Here is a 17,733-nt window from a genome sequence, read left to right as displayed (position 1 = left end):
GCGGCGCAATGAGGTCGAGCGTCTGTTCCGCCGCCTCAAGGGCTATCGGCGCATCTTCTCTCGCTTCGAGAAGCTCGACGTCATGTTCACCGCGTTCATCAGCTTCGCGCTCATCGCCGACGGTTTGCGGTTGTGTTAACACGCCCTAGACGCGCATCGTGTCGCGCAGGTGTCGCTTCGTGACCGCCCATGGCCCGTTCAGCACGGGAGCCCCGAAGGAGCTATGGCGGCGAGCTGCCGAGCCATCGCTGCGGAACATTGCATCGTGAGCATGGCGGTGTTTCCAGACATGGCAGCCACATCCGGCTGCCGCGACATCACGCCCCCAGGAGAACCCATGGATCGCCAGCCGACGCAAGCCCACGAGACCCGCGCTGAAGACAGCGAGGACATCGCCGTCAACCCGAGCCGCCACCCCGACTTCGCCAGCGTGGTCGCAGCCGCGCAATCGCGCCGCGGCTTCCTGAAGAGCGGCGCCGGCGCTGCCGCACTGACCTTCTTCGGCGTGCCCGCGCTGACCACGCCGACGCCGGCGCAGGCCGCCGGCGCAGGTGCCAGCGTCACACTCGGCTTCTCGTCCGTGCCGGCGGCCGGCAACGACACCGTGGTCGTGCCCTCGGGCTACAACGTGCAGGTGCTCTACGCCTGGGGCGACCCGATCGGCAAGGCTGGCATGCCGGCCGGTACGCCGGCCTGGAGCGGTGACGCCAGCGAGACCGCCGCCGAGCAGGAGCTGCAGTCCGGCGCTCACCACGACGGCATGCACTTCTTCCCCTTCCCGGCGCGCGGCGCCGGCGCCACCGCCGGCCTGTCGAACGTGCGCGGCCTGCTGGTGATGAACCACGAGTACGTCGACCAGGGCCTGCTGTTCAACGACGGCATGGCGAACTGGGATCTGGGCAAGGTGCGCAAGTCGCAGGCGGCGCACGGGGTCTCGGTGGTCGAGGTGCAGAAGAACGCCGCCGGCTGGCAGGTCGTGCGGCCGTCGAGCTATGCGCGACGCATCACCACCAACACGCCGGTGCGCTTCAGCGGCCCGGCGGTCAACGTCACCGGCACCACCGGCTTCGGAACGCTGAACAACTGCGCCAACGGCTACACGCCCTGGGGCACGTACCTGACCTGCGAAGAGAACGTCAACGGCTACTTCGGTGCCAAGACGCTGGATGCTGCCGGCAACCCGGTCAACGACACCACCTATGTGCCGGCTGCCACCAGCATCGAGGCGCGCTACGGCTTCAACGCCGCCGGCTTCGGCTACAACTGGCACCACCACGATGACCGCTTCGACCTGAAGGGCGGCGGCGCCACCGAGCAGCTGCGCTTCGGCTGGGTGGTCGAGATCGACCCGTTCAACCCGAACGCGACGCCGATCAAGCGCACCGCGCTGGGCCGCATCAAGCACGAAGGTGCCGAGTACACCTACGCTGCCGACGGCCGCATCGTCATCTACATGGGCGACGACCAGGCTGGCGAGTACATCTACAAGTTCGTCACGAAGAACAAGTACAGCCCGACCAACCGCGCCGCCAACCTGAACCTGCTCGACGAAGGCACGCTGTACGTGGCGCGCTTCGATGCCGGCGCCGCGGTGGGCGACAACATGGGCACCGGCCAGTGGCTGCCGCTGACGCTGGACAACCCGACGCTGGGCGCCGCGTTCGCGACGCTCGGCGACCTGCTGGTCAATACCCGCAAGGCGGCCGACCTGGTCGCCGCGACGCGCATGGACCGCCCGGAGTGGATCGCCGTCAACCCGACCGCGCCCGGAGAGATCTACTGCACGCTGACCAACAACAGCGGCCGCACCGCCGCCGCCGTCGACGAGTCCAACCCGCGCGCCAACAACCGCTACGGCCACATCATCCGCTGGCAGGAAGCCGGCGCCGACCCGGCCGCGCTCAGCTTCGAGTGGGACCTCTTCGTGCTCGCCGGCGACCCGACGCTGGCCGCCAACGCCGGCACGGCGCAGGCCGGCAACATCAACGGCGACTACTTCGGCAGCCCCGACGGCCTGTGGTTCGACAAGTCGGGCCGGCTGTGGATCCAGACCGACATCTCGTCGGGCACGCTGGGCACCGGTACCGGCGCGGGCGGCTACATCAACATGCCCAACAACATGATGCTGGCGGCCAACACGGTGACCGGCGAGATCCGCCGCTTCCTGACCGGGCCGAAGGGCTGCGAGGTGACCGGCATCAGCGCCACGCCGGACAACCGCACCTTCTTCGTCAACATCCAGCACCCGGGCGAAGGTTCGGGCGACAACAGCAACCCGGCCGACCCGCTGTACCCGAACAAGGTCGGTGCCTGGCCGAGCAGCCAGGGCTACGGATTCCAGGGTCCGGTGGGCGACGACAAGACCCGCCCGCGCTCGGGCACGATCGTCATCACCCGCGCCGACGGCGGCGTGATCGGCGCCTGAAGGAGCAGCCCATGAACAAGCACTTCCGCATCGCGGCGCTGGCCGCCGCGCTGGCCACCGCGCAGGGCGCAGCCCAGGCCACGCTGATCACGACGGCGCCGGGCGGCGCCTCGGTGATCGACTTCGACGATGCTGCCAGCTACGTGACCGGCGGGCCGAGCGTGCAGACCGGCGGCGCCATCGGCGCCGACGTGCAGGTGTCGACACTCGGCGGCCCGCTGCAGTTCGGCGCACCGTACGGCGCCTGGACACTGAGCGACAACGGCGAATGGACCGGTGCGTCCTTCGTCGGTGTCGACGGCGCCTTCCAGGACGAGGCGAACGGCATCGCTGCCTCGCTGGTGTTCGACCTCGCCATCCCGCAGGGCTCGGTCGGCGGCTTCCTCAACTTCGACCCGAGCTTCGTCTATGGCGGCGGCCTGCCGCTGCCGCTGTACATCGCGGCTTACGACGGTTCGGGCACGCTGCTGGAAGACCACTTCGTGCCGCTGTGGACGCCGGGCGGGCTGAATGCCGGCTCGTTCTTCGGCATCAGCCTGGACAGCAACGCGATCGCGCGCTTCGAGGTGTCGGGACCGTACGCGGTGCTCGACAACCTGACGCTCGCGCCGGTGCCGGAACCCGGCTCGGTGGCGCTGCTGATGGCCGGCCTGGGTGTGCTCGGTGCGGTGGCGCGCCGCCGCCGCGAGAACTGAGTTGCGGCGCCGCCAGTGCCTGAGCGCTGCGCTGGCGCTGGCCGCCGGGGGATCGGCCGGTCCGGCGCATGCACTGATGGCCGGCGAGTTGCCCGACTCGCCGGCCGCCCGCGTCGATGCGAACACCACCGCGTCGCCCTGGTCGGGCGCGGTCAGCGTGGTCGCCGGCGGATCGGCCTTCAGTGGCGTGATGATCGGGCCGCAGCACGTGCTCACCGCCGCACACGTCGCTGCCGGGCAGGCGGCATCGGCATTGCGCGTGGTGATCAACCTGGGCGCGACGCCGCTGTCGATGACGGTGGCCACATCGACCACCTACCCCGGCACGGTGTTTCCCTACGACGACCTGTGCGTGCTGCGCCTGGTGCAGCCCGCGCCCGCAGGCGCCGCGATCTACCCGATCGCCGACACGCCGGTCGCGACCGGCGCACAGCTGACGATGGTCGGCTACGGCGCCTCGGGCAACGGCTCGGCGACGCCGACGGCCAACGCGTCGTCGAGCGTCAAGCGGCGCGGCGGCAACGTGATCGACCAGTTGCCCGACCGCCTCGATGCCTCCGGCCGCAGCAGCCCGTTCTGGATCTGCGACTTCGATGGCCCGGCCGGCACCGGCCCGATGGGTGGCGCCTCCCTGGGCAACACCATCGAGACCTGCATGGCCAGCGGCGACTCGGGCTCGCCGGTGTTCATCGACACGGGCAACGGCCCGGCGCTGTACGGCTTGTCGACACTGGTGCTGAACTTCGGCAACGGCGCTGCCTCGTCGACCTTCGGCAGCGGCGGCGGCGGACCGGTGCTTGCGCACGCGCCCTACCTCGCCTGGCTGCAGGCGCAGACCGACGGCAGCGTGATGCTGCTGTCGCAGCTCAGCGCGGCCGACGTGCCGGTGGCCCCGGCCTGGGCACTCGGGCTGCTCGGCGCAGCCCTGCTGTCTCCCCTGCTGCGCAGGCCGGAGCGGACGCGTGGGTGAGCAAGGCGGCGCACGCTGGGCCCGCATCGCCCTGTTCGTGATCCTCTATGGCGCGGCGCATGCGGCGTATCGCTCGCTGCGCGCGGGCGGTGCCAGTCACTGGCTGGTCGACACCGCCACCGCGCTGCCCGCAGCAGCCCTGATCGACCTGCTCTTCCCCGCCGACGCCGTACGTGCCAGCGGCCCCAGGCTCACCTGGCCTGGCGGGCGGCTGCAGTTGCTGGCCGGCTGCGACGGCTTCGAAGTGATGGCGCTGTACGTTCCCGCGGTGCTCGTTGCGCCGGTGGGCTGGCGCCGCGGCCTCGCCATGCTCGGCCTCGGCCTGTTGCTGATCTGGGCGCTGAACCAGTGGCGCCTGCTGGCGCTGTACCTCGCCTTCCGGCACTGGCGCGAGGGGTTCGACGCCTTGCACACCTTGTGGGGCCCGCTGCTGATGCTCGGCGCGGTGGCGGGCTTCTTCGCATGGAACCTGCGCGCCGGCGCACGCGGCTGATCCTCGCTGCCACGACGGCCGGCGCGGCGCTGTGGCTGGCGCTGGCCGCAAGCCCTGTGCTGGCCTTGGCGCGCCCACTGCAGGCGGCGGTGCTGCAGTGGCTGATGCCGGAGTTCACCGTCGAACGCATCGGCCTCGAGACGGCGACCGGCTCGCTGCGCCTGTCGGCCCGCGCGGTGACTCGCGAGCACGTCGTGCTGCGCGGCCGCGTGTTCGCGCCCGGCCTCGCCTTCGAGGCGCACACACCCGCCCGCCAGACGCAGCGGCTGGCCGTGATGACCTTGCTGGCCTGCGCGCTGTGCTGGAACATCGGCATGGCGCCACGTTGGCGCAGCACGCTGGCGATCGCCTGCGTGGGACTCGCGGCGACGCTCGTGACGGCACCGGTCGTGCTGGCCGGCCAGATGTGGTCGACCGTCGTGGCCGGACTCGACGAGCCCAGCCTGCGCGCCGTGCTGGTCGAGTGCTCGCGCTTTGTGCTGCACGGCGGCGACATGGCGCTTGTCGTCATCTTCGGCATGGTTCTTTCGGACCATGCACGACCGCGGGCCGGACGGATCATGCGAGGCCCCGCAGACGCGGGAATGGAGACACCCGCGCGCCGCCCCGCATGACGCGGAGTTGTCACAGCGCCTGCCTAGACTGCCCTGCGAACGACGAGCCGAATGGCTCATCGAATGCGCACCCCTCCTTCGGCGATGTGCAGGCCCCGCGCCTGCCGATCCACACCATGATGCTCTCGTCCCCCGTTCGACAGCGCTGCGCCCGCGGCGCGCTGTATGCCCTGTCCGCGGTCGCGCTGCTCGCGCTCGCCGCCTGCGGCAAGGAGGCCGGCAAGCCGGCCTCGCAAGTGGCCGCCAAGGTCAACAAGGAAGAGATCTCGGTCCACCAGATCAACTTCGTCATGCAGCGCACGCCCGGCGTCAAGCCGGAGCAGGCGGAGACCGCAGGCCGCCAGGTGCTGGAGCGACTGATCGACCAGGAGGTGGCGGTGCAGAAGGCGCAGGAGCAGAAGCTCGATCGCGACCCGCGCGTGCTGCAGGAACTCGAGGCCGCGCGCCGCGACATCGTCGCGCGCGCCTACGTTTCCAAGGTCGGCGACAGCGTCGCCAAGCCCGCCGCCGACGAGATCAAGGCCTACTACGACAGCAAGCCCGCGCTGTTCGCCCAGCGCCGCATCTATTCGCTGCAGGAACTGGTGGTCGATGGTTCCGCGGAGCAGATCGCGGCGCTGCAGCAGGTTATGTCGCAGTCCAAGTCGCTGCAGCAGGTCGTCGACCACCTGAAGGCCGAGAAGCTGTCGACTCGCGCTTCGCAGAACACGGTGTCCGCGGAGAACCTCCCGCTGGCGCTGCTCGATCGCTTCGCCGCGATGCAGGACGGGCAGACCGTGCTGCTGCCGATGCCCGGCGGCGCCCGCCTGCTGACGCTGGTGCAGTCGCGCAGCGCACCGGTCACCGAGGAACAGGCGCGCCCGGCGATCGAGCAGTTCCTGATGGTCGAGCGGCGCCGCAAGGCAGTCGAGCAGGACCTGCGCACGATCCGCGCTGCCGCACACGTCGAGTACGTCGGCAGCTTCGCCGCGTCGGCGGCCTCGGCGCCGGCGGCGGACGCAGCCTCTGCCCCTGCCGCGCCGCCATTGTCGACAGCGGCCCCGGCGGCTCCGGCCGCATCGGCAGGCACGATCGACGCCGACTCGCTCAGCAAGGGCCTGTCGGGGCTGAAATGACCGTGGCCTCCCCGAACTCCGCAGGCGCACTGCGCCTGGGCCGCTGGCTCGTGCGGGTCCTGTTGTCGCTGCTCGTCGCCGCACCGCTGGCCCGCGCCGCCGATCCGGCGCGTGACTACGTCATTGCCAGCGGCGACGTGCTGCGCATCACCGTCTACCAGAATCCGGACCTGACGCTCGAGGCACGTGTCGGCGAGAGCGGCACGGTCAGCTACCCGCTGCTCGGCGCAGTGCGGCTGGGCGGCCAGTCGGTGGCGCAGGCTGAAGCGACGATCACCAAGGGCCTGCGCGACGGCAACTTCCTCAAGCAGCCGCAGGTGTCGGTGCTGGTGATGCAGGTGCGCGGCCACCAGGTGTCGGTGCTAGGGCAGGTCAACCGCCCCGGCCGCTACCCGCTCGACATGGTCGGCATGCGCCTGAGCGAGGTGCTGGCGCAGGCCGGCGGCATCGCCCCGGGCGGCAGCGACATCGTCACGCTCAGCGGCAGCCGCGACGGCAAGCCGATGCGCCGCGAGATCGACCTGCCCGCGCTCTATGCCGCCACCTCGCGCGGCGAGGATCCGGCGCTGCAGAACGGCGACGTCGTGTTCGTCGACCGCGCGCCGGTGGTCTACATCTACGGCGAGGTGCAGCGCCCCGGGCCGCTGCGACTCGACCGCGACATGACGGTGATGCAGGCCCTGGCCGCCGGCGGCGGCGTGACGCTGCGCGGCACCGAGCGCGGCCTGCGCGTGCACCGCCGCAACGGCGAGGGCACGCTCGAGGTCGTGCAGCCGGCGATGGACGAGCGCGTGCGCGGCGGCGACGTGATCTACGTGCGCGAGTCGCTGTTCTGACCCCGGCGGGATCGAACCCATGAGCCTCGGACAATTCTTCGCCATCCTGCGCGCACGCTGGATCGTCGTGCTGCTCGCGCTGCTGCTGGCCCTGGGCATCGCGGCCGCGCTCAACCTGCTGCTGCCGAAGAAGTACTCGGCCAGCGCCTCGGTGCTGCTCGACGTGAAGACGCCGGATCCGATCTCCGGCGGCATCTCGCCAGGAATGATGAGCCCGGCCTACATGGCCACGCAGGTCGACGTGATCCAGAGCGACCGCGTCGCGCAGAAGGTGGTCAAGGGCCTGCGCCTGGCCGAGAACCCGGCCACGCGCGGCCAGTGGATGGAAGCCACCGGCGGCGCCGGCAGCTACGAGCGCTGGCTGGCCGACCTGCTGCAGGGCAGCCTGGAGGTGAAGCCCTCGCGCGAGTCGAACGTGATCGGCATTGGCTACAAGTCGGTCGATCCGAAGTTCGCTGCCGCGCTGGCCAACGCATTCGCGCAGGCCTACGTGGACGTGACTCTGGAGATGCGCGTCGAGCCGGCGCGCCAGTACACAGGCTTCTTCGACGAACGCGCCAAGCAGCTGCGCGAGGCCGTGGAGCAGGCGCAGGGCCGGCTGTCCGCGTTCCAGAAGGACAAGGGCATCATCGCGGTCGACGAGCGGCTCGACGTCGAGACCGCACGCCTGAACGAGTTGAGCAGCCAGCTGGTCGCGCTGCAGGCAATCACCGCGGACAGTCGCAGCCGTGACGCGCAGGTCAAGGCCGACGCAGGCCGCGTGCAGGACGTGATCAACAACCCGGCGGTGGCCGGCCTGCGCGCCGACGTGTCGCGCCAGGAAGCACGGCTGCAGGAGATTTCGGCGCGCTTCGGCGACGCCCATCCGCAGGTCGTGGAGCTGCGCGCCAACCTCGCCGAGCTGCGCACCAAGCTGCAGCAGGAGACCGAGCGGGTCGGCACCAGCCTGGGCACCAGCAACACCATCAACCTTTCGCGCGAGGCGCAGACCCGCGCCGCGCTGGAGGCGCAGCGCGCCAAGGTTCTCGAGCTCAAGGGCCTGCGCGACGACATGGCGGTGCTGACGCGCGACGTCGAGAATGCGCAGCGCGCCTACGACGCGGTGCAGACGCGCGGCAGCCTGACCAGCCTGGAAAGCCAGACCACGCAGACCAACATCGTGGTGCTCAGCGCCGCCACCGACCCGGTCGAGCCCTCCTCGCCGCGGCCGCTGATGAACTTCCTCGCCGCCACCTTCCTGGGCGTGCTGCTCGGTGTCTCGGCAGCGGTGGCCATCGAGATGCTCGACCGTCGCGTGCGCAGCGGCGAAGACCTCACCGGCGCGCTGCAGTTGCCGCTGCTCGCCATGCTGCCGCGTGCCGGCGCGGCGCCGTCGCGCAGCCGATCCTTGCTCGCCTTCTGGCGCCGCCGCCGCGGCGGCGAGCCACGCTGGGCCGATCTCGCCGGCGGTGCCTGAGTCCGCCGGCACACCGTCAACACCATGTACCAAGACGCCACCGCTCCCGTGACCCTGGGCGCCAGGCCGCCCGCGCCGAACCCCGGCGCGGTGCCGCTGCGCCCGTCCTCGAACCCCGAGGGCCGCAGCATCGGCTCCATCATCCAGGAGGCACACAAGCTCAGCGCCGAGCAGGTCGAGCGCGTACTCTCCCACCAGCGCCAGCATGGCACGATGTTCGGCGAGTCGGCCATCGCGCTCGGGCTGATCCGCCACGACGACGTGATGTGGGCACTGAGCCAGCAGTTCCAGTACCCGACCGCGCTGACCCGCGCGCTCGACCGTGAGCTGGTCAGCGCCGCCCGCCCCTTCTCGCCTCAGGCCGAGGTGTTCCGCAGCCTGCGCAGCCAGGTCGTGATGCGCCTGGCCTCGTACGGCCAGCCGCAGCCGGCGATCGCGGTGGTCAGCGCCGAGCCGGGCGACGGCAAGACCTTCGTCGCCGCCAACCTGGCGATCGCCTTCAGCCAGCTCGGCGGGCGCACGCTGCTGCTCGATGCCGACATGCGCAGCCCGCGCCAGCACAAGCTGTTCGGCGTCGACAACGCGACCGGCCTGAGCCACATCCTCAGCGGCCGCGAGACGACGCGTGTCGTGCATCCGGTCGCCGAGCTGCCCAGCCTGTACGTGCTGCCGGTCGGCACGCTGGCGCCCAATCCGCTCGAGCTGGTCGAGCGGCCCGCCTTTGCGCTGCTGCTGCACGATCTGCAGGCCAAGTTCGACCACATCGTCGTCGACACGCCGGCTGCCAGCCATGGCGCCGACGGTTCGGTGATCGCCGCGCGCTGCGGTGCCGCGCTGGTGGTGGCCCGCGCCGGGCGCTCGCACCTGCGTAGCCTGGAAGGGCTGATGGCCTTTCTTCGAGCAGGCCCGGCGCACATCGTCGGCGCGATGCTGAACGAACACTGAGATGGCCCTCTCGAGCTCCACCGCGGCCCCGCGCCGCTCCGGCAGGCTGGGCGATCTGCTTCCCATCGGCGTGGACCTGCCCGCGCTGGCCATGGTGCTGGCCGGCGCGCTGCTGATGTACGTGCCGACCTGGCTCGACCTGTCACGCACGCTGTGGGTCACCGACGAGCAGGGTCAGGGCCCGATCATCCTGATCGCCAGCCTGTACCTGCTGTTCACCAAGCGCGACAGGCTCGCCGCGCTGCCCGACGTGGCCGCCAGCGCCGGCAGCATCACGTTGCTGGCCTTCGGCCTGCTGCTCTACGCCGTCGGGCGCTCGCAGAACATCTGGCTGTTCGAGGTCGGCTCGCAGCCGGTGGTGCTGGGCGCGCTGCTGTGGATGTTCAAGGGCCTGGCGGGCCTGCGCCTGTGCTGGTTCCCGCTGTTCTTCCTGATCTTCATGGTGCCGCTGCCCGGCCAGCTGGTCGCCGCGCTGACGGCGCCGCTGAAATCGGCGGTGTCCTACGTGGCTGCAGGCGCCATGTACCAGCTCGGCTACCCGGTGGCGCGCTCGGGCGTCGTGCTGATGGTCGGCCAGTACCAGCTGCTGGTGGCCGACGCGTGCGCCGGGCTGACCTCGATGTTCACGCTCGAGGCGCTGGGCCTGCTGTACCTGAACTTTGCCGGCCACGCAGCCGCCTGGCGCAACGTGCTGCTGGCGGTGCTGGTGGTGCCGGTGGCCTTCATCGCCAACGTGATCCGCGTGATCGTGCTGGTGCTGGTCACGTACCACTTCGGCGACGCTGCCGGCCAGGGTTTCGTGCACGGCTTCGCCGGCATCGTGCTGTTCGTCGCCGCGCTGCTGCTGCTGATCGCCATCGACGGTTCGATCTCGCTGCTGCAGCGTTTCCTGCGTCGGAGGCCGGCATGATGGCCAGCCGCCGCAAGGCCGCACTCGCACTGCTGGGCATGGCTGCCGCTGCCGGTGCGGCGATTGCCGCCCGGCCACGCGTGCAGGCCAAGGCCATGGGCCCGGACCTGAGCCTCGAGTTCGAGGTGCCGCGCCGCTTCGGCACCTGGACCATCGATCCGAGCATCCTGCCGCTGCAGCCGGATCCTCAGTTGCAGAAGGTGGTCGACGAGACCTACGAGCAGACGCTGGCGCGCACGTACCGCAACACCAACGGCTACCGCATCATGCTGTCGATGGCCTATGGCGGCCGGCAGGACCGCTCGATGCAGACGCACCGGCCGGAAGTCTGCTACCCGGCGCAGGGCCTGTCGGTGCGGCGCAGCACCTTCGACGCGTCCGTCGACCTGCCGGAACGCATCCTGCCGCTCAAGCGCCTGGTGGCCGGCAACGGCCCGCGCAACGAGCCGATCAGCTATTGGCTGGTGATCGGCGACAGCCTCGCCACCTTCGGCTACAGCCACCGCCTGGCGACGCTGCGCTACGGCCTGACCGGGCGCATCCCCGACGGCATGCTGGTGCGCGTCTCCTCCGTCGACGACGACGTGGCGCGCTCCTTCAAGAACCAGGACGAGTTCCTCTACGAATTCTTCTCGGCCCTGCGACCCGACTTCCGCAAGCGCCTGCTCGGCGTGCTCTGAACCCGCATTCATCGCCATGACCACCAAGAAAGCGCTCATCACCGGCGTGACCGGCCAGGACGGCGCCTACCTGTCGGAACTGCTGCTCGCCAAGGGCTACGAGGTGCACGGCATCAAGCGCCGCGCCTCGCTGTTCAACACCGACCGCATCGACCATCTGTACCAGGACCCGCACGTCGACGATCCGCGCTTCATCCTGCACTACGGCGACCTGACCGACAGCACCAACCTGATCCGCATCGTGCAGCAGGTGCAACCCGACGAGATCTACAACCTCGCCGCGCAGAGCCACGTGGCGGTGAGCTTCGAGGAGCCGGAGTACACCGCCAATGCCGACGCCGTCGGCACGCTGCGCCTGCTGGAGGCGATCCGCATCCTCGGGCTGGAGAAGAAGACGCGCTTCTACCAGGCCAGCACCTCGGAGCTGTACGGCCTGGTGCAGGAAGTGCCGCAGCGCGAGAGCACGCCGTTCTACCCGCGCAGCCCTTACGCGGTGGCCAAGCTGTACGGCTACTGGATCACGGTGAACTACCGCGAGGCCTACGGCATGTACGCCTGCAACGGCATCCTGTTCAACCACGAGAGCCCGCTGCGCGGCGAGACCTTCGTGACGCGCAAGATCACCCGCGCGGTGGCCCGCATCGCGCTGGGCCTGCAGGACTGCCTGCACCTGGGCAACCTGTCGGCGCTGCGCGACTGGGGCCATGCGCGCGACTACGTCGAGGCGCAGTGGCTGATGTTGCAGCAGGAACGCGCCGAGGACTTCGTCATCGCCACCGGCGTGCAGTACAGCGTGCGCCAGTTCGTGCAGAAGGCCGCCGCCGAGCTGGGCGTGCAGATCGAATTCTGCGGCGAGGGCGCAGCCGAAGTCGGCGTGGTGGAGAAGGTCTCCGCGGTGAAGGGCGAGTACAAGGCTCGCTGCAAACCCGGCGACACGGTCGTTCGTGTCGATCCACGCTACTTCCGCCCGACCGAAGTGGAGACCCTGCTCGGCGACCCGACCCGCGCCCGCGAACGCCTCGGCTGGAGCCCGGCGACCGACTTCGACAGCCTGGTGCGCGAGATGGTCGAGGCCGACTACACCGCCGCGCGTCGCGACAGCCTGGTCAAGCTGGCCGGCTTCGCGGCCTACGACTACCACGAGTGATGAGATGAACCTCGACGCCCCCATCCATGTCGCCGGCCACCGCGGCCTGGTCGGCTCGGCCATCGTGCGCCGGCTGCAGGCCGCAGGCCACACGAAGCTGCTGCTGCGCAGCCACGCCGAGCTGGACCTCGCCGATGCGCAAGCCACCGACGACTTCTACGCGGTCGAGAAGCCGGCCTACGTGTTCCTGGCCGCGGCCAAGGTCGGCGGCATCCATGCCAACAACGCCTACCCGGCCGACTTCATCGCCGACAACCTGGCCATCCAGGGCAGCGTGATCGGCGCGGCGCACCGGCACGGTGTGCGCCGGCTGCTGTTCCTCGGCTCGAGCTGCATCTATCCACGGCTGGCGCCGCAGCCGCTGCGCGAGGACAGCCTGCTCACCGGGCCGCTGGAGCCGACCAACCGCGCCTACGCGCTGGCCAAGATCGCCGGCATCGAGCTGTGCTGGAGCCACAACCGCCAGCACGGCACGCGCTTCCTCGCGGCGATGCCGACCAACCTCTACGGCCCGGGCGACAACTACCACCCGGTCAACTCGCACGTGATCCCGGGGCTGCTGCGCCGCTTCCACGAAGCCCGGCTCGGCGCCGCGCCCAGCGTGGCGGTGTGGGGCAGCGGCACGCCGCGCCGCGAGTTCCTGTTCAGCGACGACATGGCCGATGCCTGCGTGCACCTGATGAACCTGCCCGATGCGCGCTTCGACACGCTGCTGGGCAGCGACGAGGCGGCCAGCGGCCGCTTCGAGCCGCCGCTGGTCAACATCGGCACCGGCGAAGACTTGAGCATCCGCGAACTGGTCGACCTGATCGCCCACACCGTCGGCTACCGCGGCGAGGTGCAGTTCGACACCAGCCGGCCCGACGGCACGCCGCGCAAGCTGCTCGACGTCAGCCGCCTGCACGCGCTGGGCTGGCGCCACCGGGTGGGGCTGCGCGAGGGGTTGGCGACGGCGTATGCGGACGCCTTCGGCGCGCCCGCGGTCGCCCACGAGGCGGGGTGAGGCCGTGCTCGGCAAGGCCGTTCGACGTGTCAGCACGGGCCTGAGCCTGTGCGGCAGCCTGGGCCGCTATCTCGGGCTCGAGGCGGCCCGCTGGTCCGGCGGCAGCAAGCCGCGGCCCGTGCACCTTCGCTACAACGCCTGCGGCGCCGTGTGGATGCGCAACGGCACGACCGACTACCCGACGCTGGTGAGCTGCTTCGTCAAGGGCTTCCACCGGCCGCTGCAGCCGCTTCCGCCGCGCCCGACGATCCTCGACATCGGCGCGAACGTCGGCTACACACTGGTCGATTTCCGCCATCACCATCCCGACGCGCGGCTGATCGGTGTCGAGATGGACGCGGACAACCATGCGCTGGCCAGCCGCAATGTCGAGGGGCTGGGCAACGTGCAACTGCTCCGTGCGGCGGTCTGGTGCGAGGACGGCGAAGTGCGTTACGACGCCAGCGCCGACGCCGATGCCTTTGCGGTCGGCAGCGGCGGTGCGGCGCAGCGCAGTGTCGAGGCACTGACCATGGGCACGCTGCTGGACCGTTGCGGCGTCTCGCGCGCCGACTACGTGAAGCTCGACATCGAGGGTGCCGAGAAGGATCTGTTCGAGCGAGGTGAGCTCGGCTGGCTGCAGCGTGTCGAGCAGATCAGCATCGAGCTGCATGGCACGCTCAAGGCGCCAGAACTGATGGCGCTGCTGCGCGAGCACGGCTTCCAGGCGGCCAAGGACGCAAGGCACTGGGACACAGTGGTCGCCTGGCGCAGCACCGCCGGAACCGCTGCCCAGTGAACGCGCCTTCGATGACCGCCATCCCGTCACGCGCGGCCAGCGCCGCCAGCGGCATGCGCTGGGGTCTGGCCAGCATGGTCGTCAACGTGGCGGCGCAGCTCGGCTTCACGGCCGTGATGGCGCGTCTTCTCGAGCCGGCGGCATTCGGCCTGATGGCGATGGCGATCATCGTGATGCGCCTGTTCGCCTACGCCTCGCAGGCCGGCCTGGCGGCGGCGCTGGTGCAGCGTCGGGAGCTGCAGCGTCGCCACGTCGAAGCGGCGCTGGGGCTGACCCTGGCCATCGGCACGCTGGCGACGGCGGCCATGCTCCTCGCGGCACCGCTGCTCGCCGCCTTCTTCCTCGACCCGGCACTTGCCGCCGTGCTGGCCGGCCTCGCGCCGAACCTGCTGCTGGTGTCGCTCGGCGCGCTACCGATCGCGCTGCTGCGCCGCGGGCTGCGCTTCAAGTCGATCGCCGTGATCGAGACGCTGGCCTACATCCTCGGCTACGGTGCGGTCGGCGTGCTGCTCGCCGGCCTGCATGCCGGGGTCTGGGCCCTGGTCGGCGCCACGCTGGCGCAGAGCGCGCTGACCTGGGCGATGGCCTATGCGCTGGAGCGCCACTCGCTGCGGCCGCGCCTGTCGGTCGAAGGCCGCGAGCTGCTGAGCTACGGCTCGGCGTTCTCCGCGGTCGGCCTGCTCGAGTTCCTCAGTGCCAACCTGCCCGGAGCGGCGATCGGCCGGCTGCTCGGCGCACCGGCGCTGGGCGTGTTCAGCCGCGCCTGGCTGCTGACCAACCTGCCGGTCGAGAAGGCCACCGGCGTGGTGGCCCGCGTGCTCTTCCCGCTGCTCAGCCAGTTGCAGGGCGACCGCTCACGGCTGGCAGCACTGTTCCTGCTCGCGCTGTCGGCCATCGGGCTGATGGGCGCGGCGCTCACGCTGAGCATCGCGGCAGTCGCCGAACCGCTGGTGGCGGTGCTGCTCGGCCGCCAGTGGTCAGCGGCCGTGCCCGTGGTGGAAGTGCTGTCGCTGTCGGTGCCATTCATCTTCATGTCGACGCTGGCCGGCACCGTCTGCGATGCCACCGCACTGCTCGCGCTGAAGATGCGCATCCAGCTGGCGACCCTGCTGCTGATTGCCGCGTTGATGCTCGCCTGGCGCCAGCACGGGCTGGTCGGCGTGGCCTGGGCGCTGGTGGCCGGCGAGGTGCTGCGGCTGCTCGCCTATGGCCTGCTGGTCGGCCGCGCGCTGGGCTGCCGCACCGGCGAACTGCTGCGCGTGCTGGCCAGCACCCTGGCCACCGGGGCGCTGGCCTACGCGGTGGGCTGCATGCTGCTGATGCCGCTGCGCGACGGGCCTGCGCTGCTGCAGGCCGCGGCCGGTGCACCGGCTGCCTTGCTCGCGCTGGCCGCGGGCGCGCTGCTGTGGTCGCGCTGGATGGCGGGCAGCGGCGCTGCCGAACTGGCCGGTCGGCACCGGCCGCGCTGGCTGCGCCGGGAAGCGGGAGCATGAACGCGCGGATGTTGGCCCCGCTGCACATGGCGGGTGGCGGCATGCCGTGGCGGCCGCTGCGCCTGCTGCACCTGCCCAACGAGGAGCAGGTCGGCTTCCAGGTCGGCCCGCGCGAGGCCTTCGACACCATGCTCGCCGGCGGTGAACTGTCCGCCTACACGGCCTATCCGTTTCTCCACGAGGCGGCGAGCCACGGCATGTCGGCCTGCCTCGAGCAGTTGCTGCGCGTCGCCAGTGAACAGCGCCCTGACGTGGTGATCTGGCAGCACGTCGGGCGCTTTCCGGTCGACGCCGGTTTCCTGCGCCGCTTGCGCGAGGTGATCGGGTCGGCGGTGCTGGTCTACCACGAGGGCGACGTGTTCGGCCGCTGGGTCAAGCCGCTGCCTGCGCCGGTGCGTGCGCTGGCCGCCGAGGCCGACGTGGTGTCGCTGGTCGGTCTCGGCGAGCTGGCCGCGCTGTTTCGCGCCCACGGCGCGCGCCGCATCGTCTACGCGCCGCACTCGTTCGATTCGCGGCGCTGCGACCAGCCCTGGACGCCGACCCCGTCTCGCCGATTCGACGCACTGATGATCGGCAACCGCGTGACCTCCCGTGTGCCGCTGCGCGACATGCCCGGAGCGCGCGAGCGCTTCGCGCTGGCCGAAGCGCTGCATCGCCGGCTGGGCGAGCGCTTCGTCGTGCACGGCGGCAACTGGGGCAATCGCCCGTACGCGCGCGGCCCGTTGCCCTTCGACCAGCAGGAGCTGGCCATCCGCGAGGCCTGGCTGACCGTCAGCTGGGACCACTTCGACCAGGTGCCCTGCTACTTCTCCGACCGCGTGCCGATCGCGATGGCGGCCGGCGTCGTGCACGTCACCAATCGACAGCCAGGCTACGAGCAGCTGTTTCCACCTGGCTGCGGGCTGCTTCATGCGGGCAGCGTGGACGAACTGGCCGACATCGTCGACCTGCTGCTCAGCCGGCCGCGCGACGAGCTGATCGACCTCGGCGAACGTGCGCAGGCATTCGCCCGCGAGCGTCTGAGCGCACGCCGCGTCTATCGCGACTTGCTGCTCGCCGTCGCCGGCATGTTCGCCGAGCGTCTGGCCGCGCACTGAGGCCACCAGCATGCGCATCGGCATCCTCGGCCCCATCGCCACCGACAGCGTGGCGCACCTGCTGCCCACGCTGCCGCCAGGCACGCCGCGCGGCCCCTCCAGCGCACCGATGCTGGGCTCTCTGATCACCGCGCTGATCGCCCGCGGCCACGAGGTCGTCGCGTTCACGCTGGTCTATGCGGAGACGCTCGCGCAGCCCACGCTGCGCTTCGGTCACGGCCCGTTCACGCTGTACCTGTGTCAGGGGCGGCCGCATTCGCTGCGGCCGAGCCACGGCCACGTGGGGCGGGCCGTGGATGCGTTTCGGATCGAACGCGAGCGGCTGGTCGACGCGATGCGCGAAGAGGCGCTCGACGTCGTGCACGCCCACTGGTTCTACGAGTACGCAGCTGCCGCGCTGGACCAGTCCCGCGTGCCCTCGGTGGTGACCGGGCACGACGACCCCTGGCGAGTGCTGCGCCACATGCCCGGCCTGTACCGCCTGAGGCGTTTCCTTCTTGCGCGCCGCGTGATGCGTGAAGCAGACGTGCTGACCGCGGTGTCTCCCAGCCTGGCCCACCGCGTGGCGCAGTTCGCCGGGCGCCCGGTGGAGGCGATTCCGAACCCCTTGCCGGCGGTACTGCTGGGCGCGCCGACCGCCGTGGCCGCCACGCCGCCCGGGCCGCGGCGTGTCGGCGTGGTGCTCAATGGATGGAGCGGCCTGAAGAACGGCCGCGGCGCGCTGCGAGCGTTCCGGCTGCTGCGCCAGCGGCGCCAGGATGTCGAACTCGAGCTGTACGGCACCGACTTCGGCCGCGGCGGCCCGGCGCAGGCCTGGGCGCGGCTGCACGACTGCGACGATGGCGTTCGTTTCGTCGGCGAGCTGCCGCAGCAGCGGCTGCTGCGACGCATGGCGAGGCTGGACGCGCTGCTGCATCCCTCGCTCGAGGAATCCTTCGGCCTCGTGCTGGCGGAGGCGATGGCGCTGGGGGTGCCGGTGCTCGCTGGACGGCACAGCGGCGCCGTACCCTGGCTGCTGCAGCATGGACACTGCGGACTGCTGGTCGACGTCACCGACGCGAGGGCGATCGCCGACG

Annotated in this window: 17 protein-coding genes and 1 pseudogene; all 18 read left to right on the top strand. The window is 70.8% G+C overall.

What is annotated here, in order from left to right; genetic code table 11:
* A pseudogene (locus tag AAG801_RS30245) lies at window positions 1–139 on the top strand (IS5/IS1182 family transposase); the annotation flags it as partial.
* 198 nt (window positions 140–337) lie between these two features.
* The gene (locus AAG801_RS30240) at window positions 338–2,425 is read left to right on the top strand and encodes a PhoX family phosphatase (RefSeq protein WP_341891707.1); all 2,088 of its coding nucleotides are present in this window, start codon (window positions 338–340) and stop codon (window positions 2,423–2,425) included.
* Window positions 2,426–2,436: 11 nt separating this feature from the next.
* Entirely contained in the window at window positions 2,437–3,120 is a 684-nt protein-coding gene (locus tag AAG801_RS30235; RefSeq protein WP_341891706.1) for a PEP-CTERM sorting domain-containing protein, read from the top strand.
* Between the two features lies 1 nt (window position 3,121).
* Window positions 3,122–4,090, top strand: a complete 969-nt coding sequence (locus AAG801_RS30230) for a trypsin-like peptidase domain-containing protein (RefSeq protein WP_341891705.1) — start codon at window positions 3,122–3,124, stop codon at window positions 4,088–4,090.
* Entirely contained in the window at window positions 4,083–4,583 is a 501-nt protein-coding gene (locus AAG801_RS30225; protein WP_341891704.1) for an exosortase/archaeosortase family protein, read from the top strand. The genes AAG801_RS30230 and AAG801_RS30225 overlap by 8 nt, the downstream gene beginning before the upstream one ends.
* Entirely contained in the window at window positions 4,553–5,197 is a 645-nt protein-coding gene (locus AAG801_RS30220) for a hypothetical protein (protein WP_341891703.1), read from the top strand. Before AAG801_RS30225 ends, AAG801_RS30220 begins: the two co-directional genes overlap by 31 nt.
* A 116-nt stretch (window positions 5,198–5,313) precedes the next feature.
* Complete coding sequence (locus AAG801_RS30215) at window positions 5,314–6,312, top strand: EpsD family peptidyl-prolyl cis-trans isomerase (RefSeq protein ID WP_341891702.1); 999 nt, start codon at window positions 5,314–5,316, stop codon at window positions 6,310–6,312.
* Between the two features lie 2 nt (window positions 6,313–6,314).
* Window positions 6,315–7,148, top strand: a complete 834-nt coding sequence (gene epsE / locus AAG801_RS30210; RefSeq protein ID WP_341891701.1) for a polysaccharide export protein EpsE — start codon at window positions 6,315–6,317, stop codon at window positions 7,146–7,148.
* Window positions 7,149–7,167: 19 nt separating this feature from the next.
* The gene (gene epsF, locus AAG801_RS30205) at window positions 7,168–8,604 is read left to right on the top strand and encodes a chain length determinant protein EpsF (RefSeq protein ID WP_341891700.1); all 1,437 of its coding nucleotides are present in this window, start codon (window positions 7,168–7,170) and stop codon (window positions 8,602–8,604) included.
* Between the two features lie 24 nt (window positions 8,605–8,628).
* The gene (locus AAG801_RS30200) at window positions 8,629–9,549 is read left to right on the top strand and encodes a polysaccharide biosynthesis tyrosine autokinase (protein WP_341891699.1); all 921 of its coding nucleotides are present in this window, start codon (window positions 8,629–8,631) and stop codon (window positions 9,547–9,549) included.
* A 1-nt stretch (window position 9,550) separates the two neighbouring features.
* Entirely contained in the window at window positions 9,551–10,459 is a 909-nt protein-coding gene (xrtB, locus tag AAG801_RS30195; RefSeq protein WP_341891698.1) for an exosortase B, read from the top strand.
* Window positions 10,456–11,139: an exosortase-associated protein EpsI, B-type gene (gene epsI / locus AAG801_RS30190; protein ID WP_341891697.1), complete on the top strand. Its 684-nt coding sequence runs from the start codon at window positions 10,456–10,458 to the stop codon at window positions 11,137–11,139. The genes xrtB and epsI overlap by 4 nt, the downstream gene beginning before the upstream one ends.
* A 16-nt stretch (window positions 11,140–11,155) precedes the next feature.
* Window positions 11,156–12,286: a GDP-mannose 4,6-dehydratase gene (gmd, locus tag AAG801_RS30185; RefSeq protein WP_341891696.1), complete on the top strand. Its 1,131-nt coding sequence runs from the start codon at window positions 11,156–11,158 to the stop codon at window positions 12,284–12,286.
* A 4-nt stretch (window positions 12,287–12,290) separates the two neighbouring features.
* A complete protein-coding gene (locus AAG801_RS30180) occupies window positions 12,291–13,289 on the top strand; it encodes a GDP-L-fucose synthase (RefSeq protein ID WP_341891695.1) in 999 nt (332 codons plus the stop codon).
* Window positions 13,290–13,293: 4 nt separating this feature from the next.
* The gene (locus tag AAG801_RS30175) at window positions 13,294–14,067 is read left to right on the top strand and encodes an FkbM family methyltransferase (RefSeq protein ID WP_341891694.1); all 774 of its coding nucleotides are present in this window, start codon (window positions 13,294–13,296) and stop codon (window positions 14,065–14,067) included.
* A gap of 11 nt (window positions 14,068–14,078) precedes the next feature.
* Complete coding sequence (locus AAG801_RS30170) at window positions 14,079–15,560, top strand: oligosaccharide flippase family protein (protein ID WP_341891693.1); 1,482 nt, start codon at window positions 14,079–14,081, stop codon at window positions 15,558–15,560.
* Window positions 15,557–16,657 (top strand): glycosyltransferase, encoded by a 1,101-nt coding sequence (locus AAG801_RS30165; RefSeq protein ID WP_341891692.1) that lies wholly within the window; start codon window positions 15,557–15,559, stop codon window positions 16,655–16,657. The genes AAG801_RS30170 and AAG801_RS30165 overlap by 4 nt, the downstream gene beginning before the upstream one ends.
* A 10-nt stretch (window positions 16,658–16,667) precedes the next feature.
* Window positions 16,668–17,733 (top strand): glycosyltransferase family 4 protein (locus AAG801_RS30160; protein ID WP_341891691.1); only part of this gene is annotated, 1,066 nt, incomplete at its 3' end.

It is taken from the genome of Variovorax sp. YR752 (assembly GCF_943372545.1).
Note: the sequence above shows the minus strand (reverse complement) of the source record. Positions and strands in the feature narration are given on the sequence as shown.